Source organism: Streptomyces sp. GD-15H (assembly GCF_045291515.1).
In the GTDB taxonomy this organism is placed as follows: domain Bacteria; phylum Actinomycetota; class Actinomycetes; order Streptomycetales; family Streptomycetaceae; genus Streptomyces.
On record NZ_CP149447.1, the window covers coordinates 2,790,074 to 2,813,729 of the forward strand.

The 23,656-nt window shown below is 71.3% G+C and carries 16 protein-coding genes, 7 pseudogenes and 1 riboswitch; of the genes and pseudogenes, 10 read left to right on the plus strand and 13 right to left on the minus strand.

Translation table 11 applies throughout. The features are described 5' to 3' along the window. Positions 1-305: 305 nt before the first annotated feature. The 3 genes and pseudogenes from WJ438_RS13000 to WJ438_RS13010 all read right to left on the minus strand — a co-directional run bounded on the left by WJ438_RS13000 (position 306) and on the right by WJ438_RS13010 (position 2,773). Positions 306-1,054: pseudogene (locus tag WJ438_RS13000) on the minus strand (enhanced serine sensitivity protein SseB C-terminal domain-containing protein). Positions 1,055-1,233: 179 nt separating this feature from the next. After that, positions 1,234-2,025 (minus strand): enhanced serine sensitivity protein SseB, encoded by a 792-nt coding sequence (locus WJ438_RS13005; protein WP_406725384.1) that lies wholly within the window; start codon positions 2,023-2,025, stop codon positions 1,234-1,236. Between the two features lie 82 nt (positions 2,026-2,107). Continuing rightward, positions 2,108-2,773: an AAA family ATPase gene (locus WJ438_RS13010; RefSeq protein ID WP_406725385.1), complete on the minus strand. Its 666-nt coding sequence runs from the start codon at positions 2,771-2,773 to the stop codon at positions 2,108-2,110. A gap of 220 nt (positions 2,774-2,993) precedes the next feature. Then, a riboswitch (glycine riboswitch) is annotated at positions 2,994-3,092 on the plus strand. 191 nt (positions 3,093-3,283) lie between these two features. Between WJ438_RS13010 and gcvT the strand changes: the two are divergent. The 4 genes and pseudogenes from gcvT to WJ438_RS13030 all read left to right on the plus strand — a co-directional run bounded on the left by gcvT (position 3,284) and on the right by WJ438_RS13030 (position 7,740). Then, positions 3,284-4,410 (plus strand): annotated as a pseudogene (gene gcvT / locus WJ438_RS13015) (glycine cleavage system aminomethyltransferase GcvT). A 154-nt stretch (positions 4,411-4,564) separates the two neighbouring features. Continuing rightward, the gene (gene gcvH / locus WJ438_RS13020; protein ID WP_406725386.1) at positions 4,565-4,942 is read left to right on the plus strand and encodes a glycine cleavage system protein GcvH; all 378 of its coding nucleotides are present in this window, start codon (positions 4,565-4,567) and stop codon (positions 4,940-4,942) included. Between the two features lie 15 nt (positions 4,943-4,957). After that, the gene (gene glyA, locus WJ438_RS13025; protein ID WP_406725387.1) at positions 4,958-6,217 is read left to right on the plus strand and encodes a serine hydroxymethyltransferase; all 1,260 of its coding nucleotides are present in this window, start codon (positions 4,958-4,960) and stop codon (positions 6,215-6,217) included. 155 nt (positions 6,218-6,372) lie between these two features. Further along, positions 6,373-7,740 carry an L-serine ammonia-lyase gene (locus WJ438_RS13030; RefSeq protein ID WP_406725388.1) on the plus strand — a complete coding sequence of 456 codons (1,368 nt, stop codon included), beginning with the start codon at positions 6,373-6,375 and terminating at the stop codon, positions 7,738-7,740. Between the two features lie 328 nt (positions 7,741-8,068). On the opposite strand, the gene WJ438_RS13035 is transcribed toward WJ438_RS13030, so the two are convergent. Continuing rightward, complete coding sequence (locus tag WJ438_RS13035) at positions 8,069-8,974, minus strand: SGNH/GDSL hydrolase family protein (protein ID WP_406725389.1); 906 nt, start codon at positions 8,972-8,974, stop codon at positions 8,069-8,071. A 769-nt stretch (positions 8,975-9,743) separates the two neighbouring features. Between WJ438_RS13035 and WJ438_RS13040 the strand changes: the two genes are divergently transcribed. The 4 genes and pseudogenes from WJ438_RS13040 to WJ438_RS13055 all read left to right on the plus strand — a co-directional run bounded on the left by WJ438_RS13040 (position 9,744) and on the right by WJ438_RS13055 (position 11,182). Beyond that, positions 9,744-9,965, plus strand: coding sequence for a hypothetical protein (locus tag WJ438_RS13040; RefSeq protein WP_406725390.1), 222 nt, complete (start codon positions 9,744-9,746; stop codon positions 9,963-9,965). A 96-nt stretch (positions 9,966-10,061) separates the two neighbouring features. After that, positions 10,062-10,466, plus strand: coding sequence for a cold-shock protein (locus WJ438_RS13045; RefSeq protein WP_406725391.1), 405 nt, complete (start codon positions 10,062-10,064; stop codon positions 10,464-10,466). Positions 10,467-10,598: 132 nt separating this feature from the next. Further along, positions 10,599-10,646, plus strand: a pseudogene (locus tag WJ438_RS13050) (hypothetical protein); the annotation flags it as partial. Beyond that, positions 10,628-11,182 (plus strand): glycoside hydrolase family 25 protein, encoded by a 555-nt coding sequence (locus WJ438_RS13055; protein WP_406729669.1) that lies wholly within the window; start codon positions 10,628-10,630, stop codon positions 11,180-11,182. The pseudogene WJ438_RS13050 and the gene WJ438_RS13055, both read left to right, overlap by 19 nt. Positions 11,183-11,507: 325 nt before the next feature. Here WJ438_RS13055 and WJ438_RS13060 read toward each other — a convergent pair whose 3' ends face one another. Beyond that, positions 11,508-12,197 carry an NADPH-dependent F420 reductase gene (locus tag WJ438_RS13060; RefSeq protein ID WP_406729670.1) on the minus strand — a complete coding sequence of 230 codons (690 nt, stop codon included), beginning with the start codon at positions 12,195-12,197 and terminating at the stop codon, positions 11,508-11,510. A gap of 264 nt (positions 12,198-12,461) precedes the next feature. Here WJ438_RS13060 and WJ438_RS13065 point away from each other — a divergent pair. Then, positions 12,462-12,773, plus strand: a pseudogene (locus WJ438_RS13065) (GNAT family N-acetyltransferase); the annotation flags it as partial. Between the two features lie 28 nt (positions 12,774-12,801). Here the strand turns inward: WJ438_RS13065 and WJ438_RS13070 are convergent. From WJ438_RS13070 to WJ438_RS13085, 4 genes and pseudogenes are all read right to left on the minus strand, one after another. Further along, a complete protein-coding gene (locus WJ438_RS13070; RefSeq protein ID WP_406725392.1) occupies positions 12,802-13,305 on the minus strand; it encodes an ATP-binding protein in 504 nt (167 codons plus the stop codon). Between the two features lie 272 nt (positions 13,306-13,577). Then, a pseudogene (locus WJ438_RS13075) lies at positions 13,578-14,344 on the minus strand (enoyl-CoA hydratase/isomerase family protein). A 204-nt stretch (positions 14,345-14,548) separates the two neighbouring features. After that, complete coding sequence (locus WJ438_RS13080) at positions 14,549-15,706, minus strand: Ig-like domain-containing protein (RefSeq protein ID WP_406725393.1); 1,158 nt, start codon at positions 15,704-15,706, stop codon at positions 14,549-14,551. A gap of 273 nt (positions 15,707-15,979) precedes the next feature. Then, positions 15,980-17,215, minus strand: a complete 1,236-nt coding sequence (locus WJ438_RS13085) for an Ig-like domain-containing protein (protein ID WP_406725394.1) — start codon at positions 17,213-17,215, stop codon at positions 15,980-15,982. A 312-nt stretch (positions 17,216-17,527) separates the two neighbouring features. Here WJ438_RS13085 and glgX point away from each other — a divergent pair, with 312 nt between their 5' ends. Then, on the plus strand, positions 17,528-19,807 hold the full coding sequence (gene glgX, locus WJ438_RS13090; protein ID WP_406725395.1) for a glycogen debranching protein GlgX: 2,280 nt from the start codon (positions 17,528-17,530) through the stop codon (positions 19,805-19,807). Positions 19,808-19,845: 38 nt separating this feature from the next. Here the strand turns inward: glgX and WJ438_RS13095 are convergent. The 4 genes and pseudogenes from WJ438_RS13095 to WJ438_RS13110 form a co-directional block, all read right to left on the minus strand. Further along, positions 19,846-20,489: pseudogene (locus WJ438_RS13095) on the minus strand (response regulator). Then, positions 20,482-21,731 (minus strand): annotated as a pseudogene (locus WJ438_RS13100) (sensor histidine kinase). Before WJ438_RS13100 ends, WJ438_RS13095 begins: the two co-directional pseudogenes overlap by 8 nt. Before the next feature lie 124 nt (positions 21,732-21,855). Then, on the minus strand, positions 21,856-22,605 hold the full coding sequence (locus tag WJ438_RS13105) for an ABC transporter permease (protein ID WP_406725396.1): 750 nt from the start codon (positions 22,603-22,605) through the stop codon (positions 21,856-21,858). Beyond that, positions 22,602-23,561, minus strand: a complete 960-nt coding sequence (locus WJ438_RS13110; RefSeq protein ID WP_406725397.1) for an ABC transporter ATP-binding protein — start codon at positions 23,559-23,561, stop codon at positions 22,602-22,604. The genes WJ438_RS13105 and WJ438_RS13110 overlap by 4 nt, the downstream gene beginning before the upstream one ends. Positions 23,562-23,656 lie beyond the last annotated feature (95 nt).

Genomic DNA, 23,656 nt, shown 5'->3' on the forward strand with positions numbered 1-23,656 from the left:
ATAAGGGACGCTTCAGGCGCCCCTTCGTCGGGAAGTGACCTTCCCGAGACATCCGGCGCCTCCTCAACGGCCTCCCGGGAAGCGTCGAACGGCGTGAAGAACGGGTGAAACCGCAGGTGACGAGCGGTCAACCGGTCATAGCCGAGCGCGCATGGCCGAAAAACTGACGTGCGATCAGCGCTCGGCGGGAACGTGGAGGTTCGCCGTCGACACTCGTGTCCATTCAGCGGGCACCGTCACACTGAGTCAGTAGAGGCGGGCACGACCGGCGCCGGCCGACCCGGCCTCTCGCGCATACGGCCCGGTCAGCGCTGGTGCGCGGGCGGGTAGCCGGAGCCCGCGGCGGGGGGCGGAGCGACCCCGTGGGCCTCACGGTCGTAGAACGGGCGGGCGTTGGCCCGCAGCCACATGGCGACCGGGTCGTGCTCGTCGGTCATCGCGACGGTCGACACCGGGAGCCCGTCCGGGATGGCGCCGAGGGACTGCTGCATCATCGCGCGCACCGCGTCGACGGCCGGCGGCGAGGTGTCGTACACGTCCAGCCCGATGGCGAGATACGGCGCTCCCAGCGACGGCTGCACCCAGGCGCGGCGCAACGCGCGCACGGCGGGCGTGCGGTGCGCGTTCTGCGCGAGCAGGGCGTAGAACTGGGGGATCTCGATGGCGGGTTCGGACAGCCGCAGAGGTCCGGCGGGCTGCCGGTCGAGGCCGGTGGCGAGCCGGCGCAGGTCGAGCCACGGGACGCCGAGGCCGCCGCCAGGGGCGTGCGGGTTGAGCCAGAGGCCGTAGCGGTCGGGGTAGAGGGCGCGGGCGGCCTCGAGGCCGTCGACGACCTCGTACGACCGGTTCCAGCCACTGGCGGACAGCTCCTGGGCGGAGGTCACGCAGGGCGCGTAGCCGAAGCCGTCGACCTCCATGTTCCCGTACTGGGCGTCCGGGAGCCGGCCTGGCCGTGCCACAGCAGCATCCAGACATGCCCGGAGGAGGGGGTCGCGAGCGCGCGAAGCAACGCCTCATAGGCGTCGTAACGCCCGGGGGTCACCTGGCGCAGCATGTGCTCGACCTGCCCGGCCGCCGCGGTGCCAGCGCTCACTTTGTATCGCCCCTCCGTACAACACCCTCGCCCCAGCCAATGAACCTAGCTTAAGCCGCCCGCGGCCCGGGGGCTCCGCCCGTCCGTCGGGCACCGGTGAGCCGGCGGACGGGGGCCTCCCACTCGCTCCGCCGGACGGGTCAGCCCTCGCGCTGGTAGAAGGGGCGGACGCGGTCGCGCATCCATTGGCCGACCGGGTCCTGGGCCACGTCCAGGAGGACCAGGTTGACGGGCCACTTCACCGGTCGGCGGCCCAGCGCACGGCCCAGGGCGTTGCCCGGAAGGGTCTGCAGATCGCCCTCCCACTGGGACAGTTCGACCCCGACGAACAGCACCGGGTCCGCGGTCTCGATCTCGGCGAGGCATCGACGGGCGGTGCTGACGACACCGATCGACTCGAACTCCGCGCCCGCGGCGGCGAGGAAGTCCACCGGATCGTCCTGCCAGTCGGGTTCGAACAGCTTGACCCGGCCGCCGCTCGCCGGACCGTCCAGCGGGCCGCGTCCCGCCCGGCACAGTTCGGCCACGGCGGGCGGCGGCAGCGGGATGCCGACCACGCCGTCGGGGTTCACCACGATCCCGGCCTGCGGCGGCAGACCCCGCGCGAACTCCACCGCGGGCGCGACGGTGAACGACATGTGGGAGCCGACGACCTGACGGAACTGTTCCTCGGAGCTGAAGACCGGGACGTATGCCTGCCCCTCGATCTCCAGGCTGGGCAGGTCCAGCGGGCCGCTGTGCGGGCCGCCGCCGTTCGGCAGCGGAACCCAGACGAAGCTCCGGCCCAGTACCTCGATGATCCGGCCGTTCGCCGAGGGCACACCGAGGGAGGCGGAGAGCACCTCCTCCAACTCGTTGCCGGGCCATCCTCCGTGCGGATGGGGGTGAGTCTGTGCCGGGAAGTCCGCGGAGAAGCCCGCCGGGAAGTCCATCTGCCTACCGCCTGCCTGGAGCCACTGCTGTGGCTGAAAAGGCTAACCGCTGCCGCGCCGCGGCCGTCAGCCCGTGCAGCCGTCAGCCCGTGAAGTCGATGCGGCGCAGCGCGTCCGCCGCGGCCCGGTCGGCCAGGACCGCCGAGCCGCAGCCCGCGGGCAGGTCGCCGCGCTCCACCGACCGCAGCAGCCGGTCGACGGCGGTGCGGTGCCGCAGGAAGGCGTACCGGGAGACGCCGCGCCCGCGCTCACGCTGACCGTCCAGTGCCTGATCCGGGGGGACGTCGAGCAGCAGCAGATGCAGCCCCGCGCCCCGGCGGCGGGCCTCGCGGGCCAGCCAGCGGCGCACCCAGGCGTGCGTACCGCAGTCGTGCACGACGATCCCCTCCCCCGTGCGCAGGGCGCGGCGCAGCCCGGCGTAGTGGGCGAGGCGGACCAGGGGCCGGTACACCGCGTACGGCAGGAAGCGCGGCATGCGGCGGTCCCAGCGGTCGCGGGTGTCCTGGGAGTCGATACGGGTGCCGCGCACCGCGCGCCGCATCAGTGTGGATTTGCCGCTGCCGGGCAGTCCGGTGACCACGACGAGGTCGCGGGGGCCGAAGAGCAGGGCGTGCGGACTGCGGCCGGCGCGCTGGCGCAGGTCGCGGACGACGGGCGCCGGCAGCGCGCCGCGGGCCTCCCGGGCCGAAGCGGCCTGCTGCCCGGGCGGCGCGACACCCGTGGTGGCGTACGCCGTGGTCCTGTTCACCGTGAATCCTCCCCTGGGGCAGGTGCCCGAGCACCTTCCCCGCCGAGTGTAAAGAGACGGTAACGGCGAGTGCCTCTTCTTTCCGTCCATTTTCCGATACAGCCCTGTCACCGCCGTCTGTGGGGGCTTGAACACTCTGTGCGTCCGCTGGAAAGGGTCCCCCTGCCGAAGCCCCACAATGCGTGCAATGATGAACGCGCCCAACTGCATACCGGCCGTTTGAATCCGCGCGGGAGAGTCCCTGGCACCGTTTCGCCGGGGCGCCGAAGGAGCAAGTCCCTCCCTTGAATCTCTCAGGCACCGTTACCGCGCGGGCCAGGCACATCTGAAAAGCGGGCCGCCGTGCGAGTTACCGGCGGCTCCACCCAAGGTGCAAGCCGTGACGTCACCCTGCGCGGACGGTCATGGCGAACCTCTCAGGTTCCGATGACAGATGGGGAGGAACGTCCTCGCCCTCCCCGTGCTCGGCCCCGGCCGGCGGGGGACCCCATCGCCCTGGGAGACCGACCGATGAGCAGTACCGAACTCCGCCGGACCGCGCTCGACGCCCTGCATCGTTCGCTCGGCGCCACGATGACCGACTTCGCCGGCTGGGACATGCCCTGCGCTACGGCTCCGAGCGCGACGAGCACAACGCCGTGCGCACGAAGGCGGGCCTCTTCGACCTCTCGCACATGGGCGAGATCACGGTCACCGGCCCGCAGGCGGCGCGGTTCCTGGACTACGCCCTGATCGGCAACATCGGGACCGTCAAGCCCGGCCGCGCCCGCTACACCATGATCTGCCGCGAGGACGGCGGCATCCTGGACGACCTGATCGTCTACCGGCTCGGCGGGACCGAGGCCCCCGAGTACCTGGTCGTCGCCAACGCCTCCAACGCCCAGGTGGTGCTGGACGCCCTCGTGGAGCGGTCGGCCGGCTTCGACGCCGAGGTCCGCGACGACCGCGACGCATACGCGCTGATCGCGGTGCAGGGCCCCGAGGCCGCCGGGGTCCTCAAGACCCTGACCGATGCTGATCTGGACGGCCTGAAGTACTACGCCGGCCTGCCCGGCACAGTCGCCGGCGTCCCCGCGCTCATCGCCCGTACCGGCTACACCGGCGAGGACGGCTTCGAGTTGTTCGTCGCGCCGGAGCACGCGGTCGAGGTGTGGCAGGCCCTGACCGAGGCGGGCGAGAACGTGGGGCTGGTCCCGTGCGGGCTGGCCTGCCGGGACACGCTGCGCCTGGAGGCCGGCATGCCGCTGTACGGCAACGAGCTGAGCGTCTCGCTGACGCCGTTCGACGCCGGGTTCGGCCGGGTCGTCAAGTTCGAGAAGGAGGGCGACTTCGTGGGCCGGGTCGCCCTGGCCGAGGCCGCCGCCCGCGCCGAGCGGACCCCGCCCCGCGCCCTGGTGGGCCTGGTCGCCGAGGGCCGCCGGGTCCCGCGCGCCGGGTACGCGGTGGTCGCCGGCGGCGAGGTGATCGGCGAGGTCACCTCCGGCGCGCCCTCGCCGACGCTGGGCAGGCCGATCGCGATGGCGTACGTCGACGTGGCGCACTCGACGCCGGGCACCCCGGGCGTCGGCGTGGACATCCGTGGCAGCCACGAGCCGTACGAGGTCGTGGCGCTGCCGTTCTACACACGGCAGAAGTGACACCGTCGTAGGACGTGAGCCGCGTATGCCGTACCAGCCCCGCCGTGGCCGGGCGCGGCGCCCGCTCACGCATGCTTCCGTCATCAGGTAGTCCCGTAATCCCTTACAACGCCGTCGATCCCGGCGGTCCCTCGCACACAGGAGGATCCAGGTCATGAGCAACCCCCAGCAGCTGCGTTACAGCAAAGAGCACGAGTGGCTGACGGCCGCCGAGGACGGCGTGTCGACGATCGGCATCACGGAGCACGCGGCCAACGCGCTCGGCGACATCGTGTTCGTCCAGCTCCCCGAGGTCGGCGACACCGTGGCCGCGGGTGAGACCTGCGGCGAGCTGGAGTCGACCAAGTCGGTCAGCGACCTGTACTGCCCGGTCACCGGCGAGGTCACCGAGATCAACGAGGACGTGGTGAACGACCCGTCGTTGGTGAACTCGGCCCCCTTCGAGGGCGGTTGGCTGTTCAAGGTGCGGGTGGGCGAGGAGCCGGCCGACCTGCTCTCCGCCGCCGAGTACGACGCCTTCATCCAGGGCTGAGGAGGCCGTAACCCCATGTCGCTTCTGAACACCCCGCTGCACGAGCTCGACCCGGCCGTCGCGGCGGCGGTCGACGCCGAGTTGCACCGTCAGCAGTCCACCCTCGAGATGATCGCCTCGGAGAACTTCGCCCCGGTCGCGGTCATGGAGGCCCAGGGCACGGTCCTCACCAACAAGTACGCCGAGGGCTACCCCGGCCGCCGCTACTACGGCGGCTGCGAGCACGTCGACGTGATCGAGCAGATCGCCATCGACCGGGTCAAGGAACTCTTCGGCGCCGAGCACGCCAACGTGCAGCCGCACTCGGGTGCACAGGCCAACGCCGCCGCGATGTTCGCGCTGCTCAAGCCCGGTGACACGATCATGGGCCTGAACCTCGCGCACGGCGGGCATCTGACCCACGGCATGAAGATCAACTTCTCCGGCAAGCTCTACCACGTGGTCGCCTACCACGTCGGCGACGACGGCCAGGTCGACATGGCCGAGGTCGAGCGGCTGGCCAAGGAGAGCAAGCCGAAGCTGATCGTCGCCGGCTGGTCGGCGTACCCGCGCCAGCTGGACTTCGCCGCGTTCCGCCGGATCGCGGACGAGGTCGGCGCGTACCTCATGGTCGACATGGCGCACTTCGCCGGTCTGGTCGCGGCGGGCCTGCACCCGAACCCGGTCCCGCACGCCCACGTCGTCACCACGACCACGCACAAGACCCTCGGCGGTCCGCGCGGCGGTGTGATCCTCTCCACGGCCGAACTGGCCAAGAAGATCAACTCCGCGGTCTTCCCCGGCCAGCAGGGCGGCCCGCTGGAGCACGTGATCGCGGCCAAGGCGGTCTCCTTCAAGGTCGCCGCGTCCGAGGACTTCAAGGACCGGCAGCGCCGCACCCTGGAGGGCGCCCGCATCCTGGCCGAGCGCCTGGTCAAGGACGACGTCAAGGCCGCGGGCGTGGACGTGCTGTCCGGCGGCACGGACGTGCACCTGGTCCTGGTCGACCTGCGCGACTCCGAGCTGGACGGGCAGCAGGCCGAGGACCGTCTCCACGAGGTCGGCATCACCGTCAACCGCAACGCGATCCCGAACGACCCGCGCCCCCCGATGGTCACCTCGGGTCTGCGGATCGGCACGCCCGCCCTGGCCACCCGCGGCTTCACGGCCGAGGACTTCGCCGAGGTCGCGGACGTGATCGCCGAGACGCTGAAGCCGTCCTACGACGTGGAGGCGCTCCGGTCCCGGGTGACGGCGCTCGCCGGGAAGTACCCGCTGTACCCAGGCCTGAAGTAGTTATGTAATTTCGTACGCTTTTGTTCGTACGGACGGGGCATCGCGCACACTGGACGGTGGGCACGGTGCCCCGCACCATGCACCGCGCACATCCCGTGCCGAACCCTCCCTTCCCGGCGGCCAGCGCCGTCCGCCGAACCCCTAGGAGTCCTCCCGTGGCCCTCTCGGTCTTCGACCTCTTCTCGATCGGCATCGGCCCGTCCAGCTCTCACACGGTCGGCCCGATGCGGGCCGCCCGCATGTTCGCCCGGCGACTGGGCAACGAGGGTCTGCTGGACTCGGTCGCCTCGGTCCGGGCGGAGCTGTACGGCTCGCTGGGCGCCACCGGCCACGGCCACGGCACCCCCAAGGCGGTGCTGCTCGGCCTGGAGGGCGACTCGCCCCGCACGGTGGACGTGGAGACGGCCGACGAACGGGTGGAGAAGATCAAGGAATCGGGCCGCCTGCGCCTGCTCGACGACCACGAGATCGCGTTCTCCTTCGACGACGACCTGGTGCTGCACCGCCGCAAGGCACTCCCGTACCACGCGAACGGCATGACCCTCTGGGCCTTCGACGCGTCCGGCGCCGAGGTGCTGTCGAAGACGTACTACTCGGTGGGCGGCGGCTTCGTCGTCGACGAGGAAGCGGTGGGCGCGGACCGCATAAAGCTCAACGACACGGTCCTGAAGTACCCCTTCCGCACCGGCGACGAGCTGCTCCGCCTGACCCGGGAGACGGGCCTGTCCATCTCCGCGCTGATGCTGGAGAACGAGTGCTCCTGGCGGACCGAGGAGGAGGTCCGCGAGGATCTGCTGGAGATCTGGCGGGTGATGCAGGCGTGCGTGGCGCGCGGCATGTCCCGCGAGGGCATCCTGCCGGGCGGACTGAAGGTGCGCCGCCGCGCCGCGAACACGGCGCGCAAGCTGCGCTCGGAGGGCGATCCGAAGGCCCTCTCCATGGAGTGGATCACGCTCTACGCCATGGCCGTGAACGAGGAGAACGCCGGGGGCGGCCGCGTCGTCACCGCCCCGACCAACGGTGCGGCCGGCATCATCCCCGCCGTCCTGCACTACTACGTCAACTTCGTCCCCGGCGCCGACGAGGAGGGTGTGGTCCGCTTCCTGCTCGCGGCCGGCGCGATCGGCATGCTCTTCAAGGAGAACGCCTCCATCTCCGGCGCCGAGGTCGGCTGCCAGGGTGAGGTCGGCTCCGCCTGCTCGATGGCGGCGGGCGCCCTCGCCGAGGTGATGGGCGGCTCGCCGGAACAGGTCGAGAACGCCGCGGAGATCGGCATGGAGCACAACCTCGGCCTGACCTGCGACCCGGTCGGCGGCCTCGTCCAGATCCCGTGCATCGAGCGCAACGGCATGGCGGCGGTGAAGGCGGTCACCGCCGCACGCATGGCCCTGCGCGGCGACGGCTCGCACAAGGTGTCCCTCGACAAGGTCATCAAGACGATGAAGGACACCGGCGCGGACATGTCCGTCAAGTACAAGGAGACGGCACGGGGCGGGCTGGCGGTCAACATCATCGAGTGCTGAGGGAACAGGCCCTGACCAGCGCGTTCGCAACTTTCAGCGCTGTCGGGGCCTTCCCCGCCCACGCGACGGAAAGTCCCTGGAACCTCCCTGGGGCAGGCGTGAGATTCCCTGGGGAATCCCGGCGCCCAAGCGGCTGAACAGGCCGTCCCCCGTCCAGTCCGCAACAGGAGCGGAAACCGGTCCGTCAACCACGCGCTGCACAGCGGGGGAATCTCACTCCTTGGCCATCGCCCTGGTCAACCAGTGTGTGGTGTTCTTCGGCGTGGGCCCCAGCATCTTCTTCACCACCGCGGAGACCCGGAGGGTCCTCACCGTCCGGAGCTGCCGATCACGGGGCTTTCGAGGGTGAGGTGCCTGGGCCGCCAGACGGCGCCGACGTCGCGCGAACGGCCGCGGCGAGGGCCTCGCCGATGGCCCGGGCTCCTGGAGCGTTGGGATGCAGCGGCGCGGCCGCACGGGTGGGGACCAGGCCCTCGATATAGCGGTCGGTGGGGGCGGCGCAGATGTCGTGTCCGATGCTCAGGGTGTAGGTGTCGACGAAGGCGGCGCCGTGCTCTTCGGCCGTCTGCTTCAGTACGGTGCCGAGGTGGTTGACTGCGCCCTGGAGGTAGTTGGCGTCCTGCTTCCAGAAGGGCTGGGCGGGGTGACAGCCGTCGGCGCGGAAGTAGTTGCCGTAGCCGACGACGAAGACCTCGGCATGCGGTGCCCGTCGAGCGATTTCGTCCAGGACGGCGGCGAAGGCCGGTGCCCAGGCGTCGATGCGGGCCCTGACCTTGTCGGTGCCGTCGGCGGTGTTCTCTTCCGCGCAGCTGGTGCCGTAAGGCTGGGGCAGGATGTTGACGCAGCCCAGCACCTCGTTGAAGAGGTCGGTGTCGTTGCCGCCGATGGTGACGCTGACGATGTCGGTGCCGGGCGTGAGTGCGTCGTACTGGGGCGCGATTCCCGGGTGCTGGGCGGTGCTCAGGTGGTCGCCGGTGGCGCCGGAGCAGCTGACGTCGGTGAGTTTCGCGCCGAGGGCCTTGGCCGCGATGTGGGGATAGTCGGCCAGGGAGCGCAGGCATGCCAGGTCGGCCGGGTCGGTGGGCGGCACCAGTGGTGCGGCCGCGTAGGAATCGCCGAGTGCGACGTACCGCAATGGTTCGGCCGCGGCCGACGCGGCCGGGACTGATGCCGTGGCCCATACGGTCCCAGTGGACAGAACGATGGCCAGGGCTGTGCGCAGGGCTGTTTTCAAGGACGCCTCCATTTGATACGTGCGCGGACGTGGTCCCGCCTTGCCATGAGCTTGCTCGAGCAGGCGTGCCGCCGCACGGCGACCTGCGGGAACCGGTTCCTCTGGAGCAGACGCCACCAGACCACCGCCCGCTGCGCCTCCCCGCCGTGCAGGAGGTTCTGGTCAGCTGGTCAGGGCGGGGTGACAAGGCCTCAGGTCCACCTGTTCGGCCGCTGCCTGTTCGGCGTACCGCTTCTCTTTGCTCTCGACGGGTGTGTCCATTCAAGGCTCTGGCCCACATTCGGTGGTAGCCGCGCGGCACGTTCGTCTGGGCCCGGATCCCGCAGCTCATGGAGGAGACGGCGGCTGCGTCCGAATCCACCTCATTGACTCTCCAAGCGGTGCAACCTGCGCACCGTACCGAGTTGTCGATGGAGAGCCGCGGTGGCGCGAAGGTCAGGGCCTGGTCCCGCCAACCGTCGGCACGGTCCGCTCCCACCTCCAGGACCGCTGCAGGTTCGCGGTCGACCTCGGACTCGGACTGCGCCAGGGGAGGCCTTCGGCCTGGGAAGGAGGACTTCGACTTCGAGGCAGGCACCGTGCATGTCCGCCACCGGCTCAGGTGGGGCATCAGGAGGCGGTCGTACTTCTGCCTCCCCAAGGGCGGTAAGACACGCGAGGTACCGCTCGCCCCCAACCTCGCCGCCCGAGCGTGTGAGCGCTTCCGGTGTTTTCAGCCCGCCCCGCGCACGCTGCCGTGGCGCAATCCGGAGACACCGACCAACGACCTGTGGGCCCGGCGGCGGAAGCCGGTCACCGTGCAGCTGGTCCCGACGACCTCGCACGGCAACCGGATCCGCTGCCGGACGAGGAGTCCCCGCCGACCGGACGGATCAAGCAACTGACCCCGTTTACGCAGGTCAGAGAGCAGATCACAGGGGCATCCAGCCTGAACGTCAAGGACGAGGAGACGGCGCGGGGCGGGCTGGCGGTCAAGAGCATCGAGTGCTGACGGCAGGCCGGGCGGCGGCGTATTCTTGTCTGCTGGGACTCTGGTCCGGGCATGGGTCCGGGCATGGGGCCCGGTGTTCTGCTGGGGGTTGGAATCATGGTTGCTGGTCGTGTGGTGCGGTTCGACACCGTACGGGGTTACGGGTTCATCGCTCCCGAGCACGGCGGGGAGGACGTCTTCCTCCACGTCAACGACGTACGGATCCCGGAGCACCAGTTGCGTCCCGGGATCGCCGTGGAGTTCGAGATCGAGGAGGGCGACCGGGGTCTCAAGGCTTCGGGCGTACGGCTGGCCCAGGGGGCCGGAGGGGTGTCCTCCGCCGTGAGCAGGCATCCGGACGGCGACGACTCGCTGTGCGACGTGCTCACCGCCGACGAGTACCTCCAGGAGGTCACGGAGGTTCTGCTGTCCGCCGCTCCCACGCTGACCGGCGAGCAGATCCTCCAGGCGCGCCGCGGGCTGCTGCAGTTCGGCAAGACCCACGGCTGGTGCGACGGCTGAGGCCGGCCCAAGGCCGTTGTGGCTCCTGGGGCCGGGCCTGCCGGTCCCTCCTTACGGGAAGAAGTTGATGTTTCCACCACGTAGGCAGGGCTCCCATGCCACGGTAAGCGGAGTGAATCATTCCACTCCCCTCCCCCCTCAGCACTTCAGGGAGCCTCATGCTGCGTGGCATCGATGTGAGTTCGTACCAGTCCTCGTCATTCGACACCGACGGCCTCTCCTTCGTCTTCATCAAGGCGACGGAAGGCCGTTCCTATGTCAACCCCAGGCTCTCCGCCCAGACGAAGACGGCCCGCGACGCCGGTCTGGTCGTCGGCTTCTACCACTTCCTCTGGCCGGGCAACCTCACGGCCCAGGCGGAGTACTTCGTGAGCAAGGCCCCGGAGAAGCGGGGCGACATCCTCGCGGTCGACTGGGAGACGACCAGTGAGGGAACGCGCGCGAGCAACGCGGAGAAGGACCGCTTCCTCCGCAAGGTGAAGGAACTACGGCCGCACAACAGGGTGATCCTGTACGCAAACAGGCACTTCTGGCTCAACGTCGACACCACCTCCTACTCCGGTGACGGCCTCTGGATCGCCGACTACGTCACCGCCGGGAAGCCCCGCATCCAAGCGAAGTGGCGTTTCCACCAATACACCGACGACCCGATGGACAAGAACGTCGCGAACTTCTCCAGCAAGGCGGCGCTCAAGGAGTGGGCCGAGGGAGCCTGATCCCTGATCACCGGGGTGGCCGTCGACTGCGCACGGAGCCGCTTCGCGGGCGGATCCGTGAGATACCCGTTCAGCAGAGAAAAGGTTCGGAGCTCAGACGGCAGCGCTTCGTACCACCCCGGGGCGTGGAAGTTTCAGTTGCTGCAGACAAGCCCTCACACGCACTCCCCACCACCACGCCTCCCCGGTCAGCACCCGTGGTCGTGATCGATGTCCAGGGCCCGTTTCCTGGGGGCAGCCACCCAGCCCCTTCGTGAACCGATATTCGTCGGAGGTCCTGCTGCAGAACCAGTCGCCCCCACGTGTCCCGCATGTCTTCGGATTCCTACGCCCGGAACTCCGGCTTGCGTTCCGGGGAGGCCTCGGTCAGAGCCTTGGTGACGGACTCGGTGCCCGCGCGCAGGCCGTAGACCGGGGTGTCGGGCTGCTGGCGCCAGGAGTCGTCGATGCCGCCCGCGTCCACGGTGTCGAAGCCGAGCTCCTCGATCAGGGTCCGGACCTTCCGCTTGGCCGCCTCGTCGTCACCGGCGACGGGCAGGGCCATCCGGTCGGAGGCACCGACGGGGCGGTGGCGGTCCAGGATGTCCTGGGCGTACGTGCCGTTGAAGGCCTTGATCACGGGGTGGCCGATCTGCCGTTCCGTCCAGCGGCTCTCCGTGAGGCCCTCGTCCTCGATGCCCGTGATCCTGCCGTCGCGCTGCCGGGGGTAGTAGTTGCCGGTGTCGATGACGGCCACGCCCTCCGCGGCCTCGTCGAACAGGCCGGACGGCAGGTCCGGTACGGCCTTCAGCGGGACGGTGACGACGACGATCTCGGCGCCGCGCGCCGCGTCCTCGGCCCGTACCGGGGTCGCGCCGGTCTCCTCGGCCAGGCCGGTGAGCGTGTGGGGGCCACGGGAATTGGCGACGGAGACGTCATGGCCGAGGGCGGTGAGCCGCCGTGTGAGGTTGCCCCCGATGTTGCCCGCTCCGATGATGCCGATCTTCATGTCCGCTCGCCTCGCCCTTCCGGGGATCGGTGTCCGCTTCGGTTCCCTTCGGGAACCACCATGGTCGACACCAACCGCCCGGGACGGGCGGGCTATTCCCGACCTACTTGCTCAGGTGGGTCCAGAACTCGTCGAAGGAAAAGGCCTTGTCGCCGCCGCGAGGCGTTCCAGTACGGCGGCCGGGTCGGCGTCGCCGATCAGCGCAGGACGCCGACGGCCCGCGGCGAATCCGGCGCGATGCCCTCCCGCAGGGCATCGCCCGCGAGCTGGACCAGGCGGCTCATGAACCACATCGACGACCCCGGCCGCCCCGGGTCGTGAGCGCCCGCGCCCGGCGCGACGACGTGCAGGTGTGGACAGTGGAGGGGAGCGTGCTGGTCCTGGGCCGCGGCATCGCCGGGCGGCTGGAAGCCGCCGTGGAGATGCCGGAGGAGGTACGCCACTGAGGGCGGGGACGGCGACTGCCGTCGGCGGCACGGCAGCCGCCCGGGGGCGAGCTGGTGTGGGCGCGAGATCTCCCCGGGCAACGCCCGCGGTCTGCTGGCGTTCCAGGCGGCCGGGTACCGGGCGGTCGGCTCGGAGGCGCTGTTCCTTCCCGGCTGATCCGGCGGACGGGACGGCCCGCGGGCCCTCAACGGTCCGACACGCGCATTTCGAACCAGGTCGTCTTGCCCCGCGGGAGCAGGTCGACGCCCCAGCGGTTGGCGAGGGTGTCGACGAGGAAGAGGCCGCGCCCGCTGACGTCCAGCTCCTGGACCGGCATGAGACAGGGCAGGCCGCGGGACGGGTCGCGGACCTCGACGCGGATCCAGCGGGGGCGGCGGCGCAGCCGGAGGCCGAAGACGCGGGCGCCGGTGTGGCGTACCGCGTTGCCGACGAGCTCGGAGACGAGCAGAACGGCGTCCTCGGTGGTCGCGGCGGTGAGGCCCCACTGGCGCAGGACCACGATCTGGGTGAGCCGGCGTGCGGTGGCCGCGGACTCGGGGCGGGACGGTAACGGAACTTCTGCCTCCGACGGATTGCCGAACAACTCCAGCGCCTTCTGGGCGCGTTCGTCCTCGACCGTCGGCGACCAGCGCGACGCGGTCGCACGTCCGTCTCCCCGCGGCTGTTCCATGCCCTCCAGCCCCGCCATGCCCCCATCATGGCCGCCCGGTGGGGCGTCCGGGGCCGTTCCGGGGAGTGCGCCCCCTGCACGCCCCCACTCCGGGCCGGGCCGCCGGCTTGTGCCTTCGGCGCTTCGGGGTTGTCAGCGGCTCCTGTGACCTGCGGCAACGGCTCGGTGTGCGGCAATCGACAGGCTCCCTCGACGCGGCAGACTTAAGGGTCCGTCAAGGCTCCCATAAACCGCCCCGTCGAGGGACCCGAATCAGACATCATGTCAATTGCAAGCCCTCGAAAGAGGATTTACAAGAACTTTGCTTTGCCGGGGCCGTCTTCCACGAAGCTGCGCATCCCCCGTTCACGGTCCTCGGTGGCGAACAGACCCGCGAACCAGTTGCGCTCGACGGCGAGGCCGGTGTCGATGTCGGTCTCCAGACCGGTGTCGATCGATTCCTTGGCCGCGCGCAGCGCGATCGCCGGCCCCTTGGCGAGCCGCGCGGCCCAGGCGTGCGCCTGCTCGTAGACCTCGGTGGCGGGGACCACACGGTCCACCAGGCCCAGCGCGAGCGCCTCGTCGGCCTTCACCTGACGGCCCGTGAAGATGAGGTCCTTCGCCCTCGACGGGCCGATGAGGCGGGCCAGGCGCTGCGTACCGCCGGCCCGGGGATCAGCCCGAGCAGGATCTCCGGCTGGCCCAGCTTGGCGTTCTCCCCGGCGATGCGGAAGTCGGCGCAGAGCGCGAGTTCACAGCCGCCGCCGAGCGCGTAACCGCTCACCGCGGCCACCACCGGCTTGGGGATGCGGGCCACGGCCGTGAAGGAGTCCTGCAGGGCGCGGGCGCGCAGGACCATCGCGGTGTGGTCCATGGCCTGCATCTCCTTGATGTCCGCGCCCGCGGCGAACACCTTCTCGCCGCCGTGGATCACGACGGCGCGCACGTCCTCGCGGCGCGTGATCTCCTCGGCGAGTTCCTTCAGTCGGTCCTGCGTGGCGACGTCCAGTGCGTTCATGGGCGGGCGGTCCAGGCGCAGCGTGCCGACGCCCTCGGCGACTTCGAGATGTACGGTCATGCCAGCAGGTTAACGGTGGCTAACGGCAACCGGGTCGGTGCGGTCGCTCACACTCGGCCGGGGGTCCGGGGGTTGCCCCGGGCAGACACAGCACGGTGGCCAACGGCAACCGGGCCGGTGCGGCCGCTCACCCCCACTGACGGCAGCGGCCCCGGTGCCCTGGCTGACACCGGGGCCGCGTATGCCGTGACGACCGGGCCGGACCTAGGCCTTCCACTCCTCCCAGGACATGTTCCAGCCGTTGAGGCCGTTGTCCGGGGCGATGGTGGCGTCGTCGGAGTTCTTCACGACGACCACGTCGCCGATCATGGTGTTCTCGTAGAACCAGGCACCGGGGGCCTTCCTGTCCCAGCCGCCGCGGGTGTCGCGCAACCCGATGCAGCCGTGGCTGGCGTTGTGGTTGCCGAAGGCGCCGCCGCCCCAGTAGTTGCCGTGGATGAAGGTGCCCGAGGTGCTCAGGCGCATGGCGTGCGGGACGTCCTTGATGTCGTACTCGCCGCCGAACCCGACCGTCTCGCCGTTCATCCGGGTGACCTTGAGCCGCTCGCTGACGACCATCTTGCCGTTCCAGGTCTCGGTGCCGGGGGCGCCGGCGGTGATCGGGATCGTCTTGATGACCTTGCCGTCCCGCTCGACCTTCATGGTGTGCCTCTTGGCGTCGACGACGGAGACCTGGCTGCGGCCGATCGTGAAGGAGACGGTCTTGGACTGCTTGCCGTAGACGCCGGGGCGGCCCTCGACGCCGTCGAGGTCGAGGTCGACGGTGACCTCGGTGCCGGCCTTCCAGTACTTCTCGGGCCGGAAGTCGAGCCGGTCGTTGCCGAACCAGTGGCCCTCGACCTCGACGGCCGGTTCGGTCGTGATGCGGACGGCCTTCTCGACCTCGTCGGGGTTGGTGATGCCCCGGGTGAAGCGGAGCGAGAACGGCATTCCGACGCCGACCTCGGAGCCGTCCTCGGGCGTGAAGTTGCCGATGAAGGTGTTCTTCGGGGTCAGGGTGGTGAAGCTGGAGTCCTCGGCGGCGGTGCGGCCCGCGGAATCCTTGGCGACCGCGTGCACCGTGTACTTGGTGGCGGCGGCCAGGTGGGTCGACGGCGTCCAACTGGCGCCGTCGCCGGATATCTCCCCGTCGACCTTCTTGCCGTTCGGGGCCTTGACGACGACCTCGGTCAGCTTCCCCTTGGCCGCGTCGACCTTCAGCGCGCCGCTGGTCTTCACGGACTGGGCGCCGTCCTTGGGCGCTATGCCGATGACCGCCTCGGACTGCTTGCTCTGCGCCGCGGTGGAGCCCTTGCCGTCGGCCGAGGCCGACCCGGAACCCGGGCCTGTCTTCCCGCCGCCGCACGCGGTGACCGCCAGCATCACTCCGAGTGCCAGCGCCGCCAGCTTCCTGCCACCAGGCCTCCGTGCGTCAACCGACGCCCCCGAAATCGGCCCCACGTTCACTTGTTCTCCCCTCGGCGGGCCTGGCCGGACCCGCGCCCCCGCGCGCCCTCGCGCGCTTCGGCGCATAGTAGCCACAGGTCAGGGGCGTTGGACGCGGCTGGTTTGTCACCGTTCCGTTCCAACTTCAAGAGCCTGCGGCGCACAACCGGGGCGCCCTCTCGGCGGTCCGCGCGAGGGCACTACGAGGAGTCACCTCACGGCGCTGCCCTCCGTCCACTCCTTCCAGTCCATGTTCCAGCCGCCGAGGCCGTTGTCGGGGGCGACCGTTGCGTCCTTGCTGTTGACCACCTCGACGACGTCACCGATGAGGCTGCGGTCGAAGAACCAGCCCGCCGGGGTGTCCGCGCCGCCGCCCTTCACGTTGCGCAGGCCCACGCATCCGTGGCTGACGTTGGTGTCGCCGAAGACGTCTTCCTCGGCCCAGTAGTTGCCGTGCAGGAAGGTGCCGGAGTCGGTCAGGCGGATGGCGTGCGGGACGTCGGGGATGTCGTACTCGCCCTTGCCGTCGGCGTCGGTGAAGCCGACGGTCGCGCCGTCCATCCGGGTGACCTCGAGCATCTCGGTGATCACCATTTTCCCGTTGTACGTGGGGGTCTTCGGCGCCCCGGCCGTGACCGGCACCGTGGCGAGTTCCTCACCGTCCCGGCTCACCTTCATGGTGTGCCGGCCCGCGTCGACCACCGAGACCTGGCTGCGGCCGACGGTGAAGGAGAACGTGCGGTGCTGGAGCCCGTACACGCCGGGCGCACCCTCGACGTCCCGCAGGTCCAGCTCGACGGTGACCTCGGTGCCGGCCTTCCAGTACTCCTCGGGCCGGAAGTCGAGCCGGTCCTTGCCGAACCAGTGCGGGCGGATGTCGACGGCCGGGCGGGAGGTGACCCGGATGGCCCGTTCGACCGCCGCGCGGTGGACGATCTCACGGTTGAACGACAGGGAGACGATCATCCCGGTGCCGACGACGGAACGGTGTTCCGGGGCGACGTAGCCGATGAAGCGTTCTTCGGGGACGTACGTCGTGAACGTGGTGCGGCGGGACGAGCGGCGGCCCTCGTCGTCCAGGGCCACGGCGTCGACCGTGTACTTCGCGGCGAGCGCCAGCCGTTCGTCGTCGGGCTTCCAGGTCCGCCCGTCGGCGGAAATGCGCCCGGGGACCGGGGACTCCCGCGCGTCCTGCGATCTGACGACCTTCACCGACTCCAGCCGTCCCCGGGGCGCCCGCACCCGCAGCGTGCTGCCGGGGCGCACCTCCTTGCTGCCGTCGGCGGGCACGACCCGGATGACCTCCTCGGCCGCCGGAGGGCCGAACGCCCCTCCGATTGCGCCGTCCGAGGTACAGCCGGCGGCTCCGGCCAACAATCCTGCCCATGTCAGTACCGCGGCCAGTGCGGTCCTCGCGCGCCGTGCGCGCCCTTGTACGTGGCTCACGCGGTACCCAACGACGGTGTGCGCTGTCGGGAAACGACCATGCGCCCCCTCGGGGCACGCGACGGTACGCCCTTTGGGGGAACCCCTGGGTGCGCCCCCGCTCCAGGTGTGCTGTCACGCGGACAGGTCGCGCTCTCGGCGACACGTGAGTGCGCGGCACGCTCTGGGCAGAACTGTGGGGAGGACGACGCGCCGGGGAGCCGCGGCCGAAGCCGAGAAACGCCGAAGCATGCCGAAGAACGCCGAGGACGCCAGGGAACACCGCCGCTCCCCCTGCCCGCCGTCGTCCCACGAGCCGCGGGAGGCGGACAGGTGTCCAGCGCAGCCGAGCAGGAGGCGGTGGCCGGGGAGCGGGCCACCGGCGACGGGCGCCCGGCCGTCGCCGTGGACGGTGTGCGGGCGGCGACACCGCCGCCGGCGACCGTGCCCGTGCGGCCCGGCCCGCCGACACCGCTGGGCGCCCGCTTCCGGGTCGGCCCGGACGGGGTGGCGGGTACCGACTTCGCGGTGTGGGCGGGTGGCGCGGAGGGGGTCGAGCTGTGCCTGTTCGACGAGCGCGGCGAGGAGAGCCGGGCCCGGCTCACCGAGCTGACGGACGGCGTCTGGCACGGCTTCGTACCCGGCGTCCTGCCCGGCCGTCGTTACGGCTACCGGGTGCACGGCCGCTGGGACCCGTGGACCGGCGCCCGCTGGAACCCGGCGAAGCTGCTGCTCGATCCGTACGCACGCGCGGTGGACGGCGACTACGCCACGCACGGCCTGTCGCCCGAGGTGTACGGGCACGTCCGGGACTGGCCGGAGCGGCATGTCGCGGACACCGTGCGCGACGACCGGGACTCCGCCCCGTACGTGCCGAAGGCCGTCGTCGTCCACGAGGACGACGGGCAGGCCGGCCAGGGTGCCGGGGCGGCCGGCCACCGGCCCGGCACCCCGTGGGCGGACACGGTCCTGTACGAGTTGCACGTCAAGGGGTTCACCCGACGCCACCCCGGCGTCCCCGAGGAACTGCGCGGCACCTACGCGGGGCTCGCGCACCCCGCGGCGATCGAGCACCTGGTGAAGCTGGGCGTGACGGCCGTGGAGCTGCTGCCGGTGCATCAGTTCGCGCACGAGGACCATCTGCTGCGGCGCGGGCTGCGCAACCACTGGGGCTACAACTCCATCGGCTACTTCGCCCCGCACGCCGGTTACGCGGCCTCCGGGACGGCCGGGCAGCAGGTCGGCGAGTTCAAGCGGATGGTGCGCGCCCTGCACGCGGCGGGCATCGAGGTCGTCCTCGACGTGGTCTACAACCACACCGCCGAGTCGAACGAACTGGGCCCCACGCTGTCCCTGAAGGGCATCGACAACCGCGGCCACTACCGGCTCCGGGCCGACGCCCGCCGGTACGCCGACTACACCGGCTGCGGGAACACCCTGGACGCCGTCCAGCCGCACGTACTGCGCCTGATCACGGATTCGCTGCGCTACTGGGTGACCGAGATGGGCGTCGACGGCTTCCGCTTCGACCTGGCGGCGGCGCTGGCCCGCTCCGCGCACGACGTCGACATGAACTCCCCGTTCCTCGCGGTGATCGCCCAGGACCCGGTGCTGCGCGGGGTGAAACTGATCGCCGAGCCGTGGGACGTGGGCCCCGGGGGCTACCAGGTGGGGGCGTTCCCTCCGCTGTGGTCGGAGTGGAACGACCGGTACCGCGACGCCGTGCGGGACTTCTGGCGGCCCGCGGCGGCGGACCTCGGGGAGATCGGCTACCGGCTCTCCGGTTCGAGCGACCTCTACGACTGGGGCGGGCGGCGCCCGTACGCCTCGGTCAACTACGTCACCGCGCACGACGGGTTCACGCTGCGCGACCTCGTGTCGTACGACCGCAAGCACAACGAGGCCAACGGCGAGGGCAACCGGGACGGCACCGACGACAACCGCTCCTGGAACTGCGGCACCGAGGGCGAGACCGACGACCCGGCCGTCCTGGCCCTGCGGCGGCGGCAGCTGCGCAACCTGCTGACCACGCTGCTGCTGTCGACGGGCGTGCCGATGCTGGTCGCCGGTGACGAGATGGGGCGTACGCAGCACGGCAACAACAACGCCTACTGCCAGGACAACGAGACCGGCTGGGTGGACTGGGAGCTGCTGGCGGAACCGGGGTGGAAGGCCCTGTTCGACCTCACGTCCCGGCTGATCGCCCTGCGCCGCCGCCATCCGGTGCTGCGCCGCCGGGTGTTCTTCTCCGGGCGGGCGCACTCCGCCGACGGCCTGCGCGACCTGGCCTGGTTCACCGCGCGGGGCACGGAGATGACCGAGGGGGACTGGTACGCGCCCGCCGCCACGCTCGGCATGTACCTCTCCGGGCGTGACGTCCCGGACCACGACGAGCACGGTGAGCGGATACGCGACGACAGCTTCCTCGCCGTGCTGCACGCCGGTGACGCACCGGTGGACGTCCTGCTGCCGGGGCCGCCGTGGGCGCGGTGCTACGAGGTGGTCCTGGACACCGGGCGGGAGGACCAGGCGGACGCGCCGGACACGACCCATCCGGCGGACACGACGATCACGGTGCCGGGACGGACGGTGTTGCTGCTGCGGGTGCGCTGAGCGGGCGGGCAGGTGGGCGGCCGGGGCGGGGCGGGCGGTCAGCCGAGGATGCCGCGGTCGTAGGCGACCGCCACGGCCGCCGCGCGGTCCTTGACGCCCAGTTTGGCGTACAGGTGGGTGAGGTGGGTCTTCACGGTCGCCTCACTGATGAAGAGTTCGCGGGCGATCTCACGGTTGGAGGTGCCTCTGGCGACCAGGCCGAGGACCTCGCGCTCCCGTGCGGACAGCGGTTCGCTGCCGGACGCGCGGGGGAGCGGACCGCGGAGACCAGGCGGGAGGCCACCGCCGGGGAGAGGACCGTACGTCCCTCGGCCGCCGCCCGCACGGCCGTGAACAGCTCCTTGCGCGGGGCGTCCTTCAGCAGATAGCCGGTCGCGCCCGCCTCGATCGCGGGCAGGGTGTCGGAGTCGGTGTCGTAGGTGGTCAGGACGAGCACCTTGGCCCGCGCACCCCGGCGGGACAGTTCCCGGATGGCGTCCACGCCCGAACCGCCCGGCATGCGCAGGTCCATGAGGACGACGTCCGGGTCGAGGGCGTCGGCCCGTTCCAGCGCCTCGACGCCGTTCGCCGCCTCGCCGAGGACCCGGAAGCCGGGCGCGGACTCGAACATGCCGCGCAGGCCGTCCCGTACGACGGGGTGGTCGTCGACGATCAGCACGGAGATGGCCGGGGTGTCAGTCATGGCGGACCAACGGTACGCGAGCCGACACCGCCGTCCCGTGGCCCGGCTCGGACTCCACGGTGAGGGAGCCCGCGATGCGCTCCGCGCGGGCGCGCATCCCGTCGAGGCCGAAGCCGCCGCTACCGGTGCGGGCGGGGCGCACGCGCGGGTCGAAGCCGCGGCCGTCGTCGCGGATGTCGAGGGTGACCTCGTCGCCGATGTAGGAGAGCGTGACGCCGACCCGGGTGGCGCGGGCGTGCCGGGAGGCGTTGGACAGGGCCTCCTGGACGATCCGCAGCAGTGTGGCGGCGACCTCCTCGTGGAGGGGCTCGACGGTGCCGGTGACCGTGCAGTCGGCGCGGGCTCCGGTGCGTTCGCCCCATTCCGTGACCGTCTTCTCCAGGGCCTGCGGCAGCCCGTCCCGGTCGAGGGCGACCGGGGCGAGGTTGTGCACGGAGCGGCGAGCCTCGCCGAGGCTCTCGCGGGCCAGGTCGGTGGCCCGGACCGCGTGGACGCGCGCCAGGTCGGGGTCACGGGTGTTCGCCACGACCTGGAGCTGGGCGATGATGCCGGTCAGGCCCTGGGCGAGGGTGTCGTGGATCTCGGCGGCCAGCCGCCGGCGCTCGTCGGCGACCCCCGCCTCCCGTGCCTGGACGAGGAGTTGGGTGTGCAGTGCGGCGTTCTCGTCGAGGGCCTGCTGCAACGCGGCGTTGGTGCGCTCCAGTTCGGCGATGGTGGCGGCCTGCGCGCGGGTGCGCTCCTCCTCCAGGTCGCCGAAGTGGGCGAACAGGGCGACCAGCAGGGCGTTGACCAGGAGGACCGCGCCGAAGAGGGCCCAGCCCAGGCCGTCACGCGGGGCAGCCCGCCCGACTGTGAGCCCGCGAGGGTCACCGCGGTGGCGACAAGGCCGACCCTGACCAGACGTCTCGGGAGCTGGCGCCCGACGCCGAAGTAGCCGATGACCGCGTAGAAGGCGAACAGCGGGTTCATCCAGGTGAGCGCGAACCCGACGGCCCAGCGGACGGCGTAGTAGCAGGCGCTCTCGGCGGACGGCCCGGGGCGTCTGTGCTCCGCGCTGCCCCAGGCCAGTTGCAGGGCGGCGGCCACGACGACCAGCACACCGCTCGCCCACAGCTCACCGCCGGTCATGCCGATCCCGTCGGCGGCCGACACCGAGAGCAGGGTGCCGGCCGCGAGCAGCACGTACGGCCCCCAGCGGTGGAACGCCGCCCAGCGCTGCTCGACCGCCGCCCCGTCCGACATGGCCCCATTCTCGGTCACCCACACGGACGCCCGAGGCTTGCTCCCCCACGCGGACTCCCCGCCCCCGGACCGGCGCACGCCTGCCGCCGCCCCGCCCGACATGGCGCCATTCTCGGTCACCCGCTCACTCCCAGCGGAACCAGCGCGCGGCGGCCGCCGTCAGCAGCAGCGTCCAGGCCGCCAGGACGGCCAGGTGTGTCCAGCCGGGCCAGGCGCCGGCGGCGGCCTGGTTCAGTGCCTCGGCGGCGGCGCCGAACGGGGTCCAGCCGACGATGTCGGCGAGCAGGTCCGGCATGGCCTGCACCGGCAGCCACACCCCCGCGCAGAACATCGCGGGGAACAGCGCGGCGGAACCCACCGCGCCCGCGATCTTCGTCGTGCGGGACAGCGCGGAGAGCACGGCGCCCAGGGCGAGCGCGACGAGCACGGCGAGGACCAGCGCCAGGAGGTAGCCGAGGGGCTGACGCGGCAGCCGCACGCCGAAGGCGAGCCGGCCGGCGGTGAGCGAGAGCAGCGCCGAGAGCAGGGCGGCCCCGCCGTACACCAGCATCTGCGCGCCGAGCAGGGCCGTGGCCCGTACCGGGGTGGTGGCCATCCGGCGCAGGATGCCGTGTTCGCGGTAGCCGGTGAGGGTCTGCGGCATGCCCTGCAGGCCCCCGACGATCAGGCCGAGCAGCACGGCGACCGGGACGTACGCGTCCACCGGGCGCAGTCCGCCGAAGGACGGGCCGGCCTCGCGGAAGGACGGGATGGAGCCGAGGATCGCCAGCAGGAGGGTGGGGAAGAGCAGGATCCAGAAGATTCCGCCGGGTTCACGGCGGAAGAGGCGGATCTCGGCACGCAGGACGGCGGCGTTGAGGACGGGGGTGGTCACGCCGGGGCCTCCTCGGTGGGGTCGGGCTCGGGCATGGCGTCGCGCTCGGGCAGGGCCTCGGTCCGCCCGGTCAGGTCCAGGAACGCGTCGTCCAGGGTGGCGTCGGTGACCCGGAGCTGGTGGGCGGTGACGTGGGGGCGGGCGAGGAGGGTGAGGACGGCGTCGACGGTCTCGTCCGTGCCGGACAGGGTGACGCGGCCGTCCCGGTGCTCGATCGAGGCCAGGGCGGGCAGGCCGTTCAGGTCATGTTCGTCCAGGGGCGCGGAGGGCGTGAAGCTGATGACGGTGGCGCCCGCCGAGCGGCGGATCAGCCCGGCCGGGGTGTCCAGGGCGGCCACCCTGCCCTTGTCGATCACCGCTATCCGGTCGCAGAGGCGCTGGGCCTCCTCCATGAGGTGGGTGACGAGCAGGACGGTGACGCCGTTCGCGCGGATGTCCTCGATGAGCTGCCAGGTGTCGCGGCGGGCGCGGGGGTCCAGTCCGGTGGTGAGTTCGTCGAGGACGACGATCCGGGGGTCGCCGATGAGGGCGAGCGCGATGGACAGGCGTTGCTGCTGTCCGCCGGAGAGCTTGCCGAAGCGACTGTTCAGGTGTGGGGCCAGACCGAGCCGTTCGGCTAGGGGCCGCCAGTCGGCGGGCCGCGGGTGGAAGGCGGCGTACAGCTCCAGGGCCTCGCGGACGGTGAGTTTGGCCTGGAGTCGGCTCTGCTGGAGCTGGGCGCCGAGGACCTGGGCGACCTGCCCGTGGTCGGCGATCGGGTCGAGGCCGGTGACGCGGACGCGGCCCGCGTCGGGGACCCGCAGGCCCTCGACGCATTCGACGGTGGTCGTCTTGCCGGCGCCGTTGGGGCCGAGGACGCCGAAGATCTCGCCCTCCTCGACGGTGAAGGAGACGCCGTCCACGGCGGGCCTGCCCCGGTAGGACTTGCGCAGATCGGTGACTTCGATGACGGGCATGGCACCAAGCGTCCCGGTGGGCGGGGTGCCCGCACATCGGCCGTCACGCTCGAGACGCATCAACCGATCGGCTGATGGAGTGGTACGACTCCCAC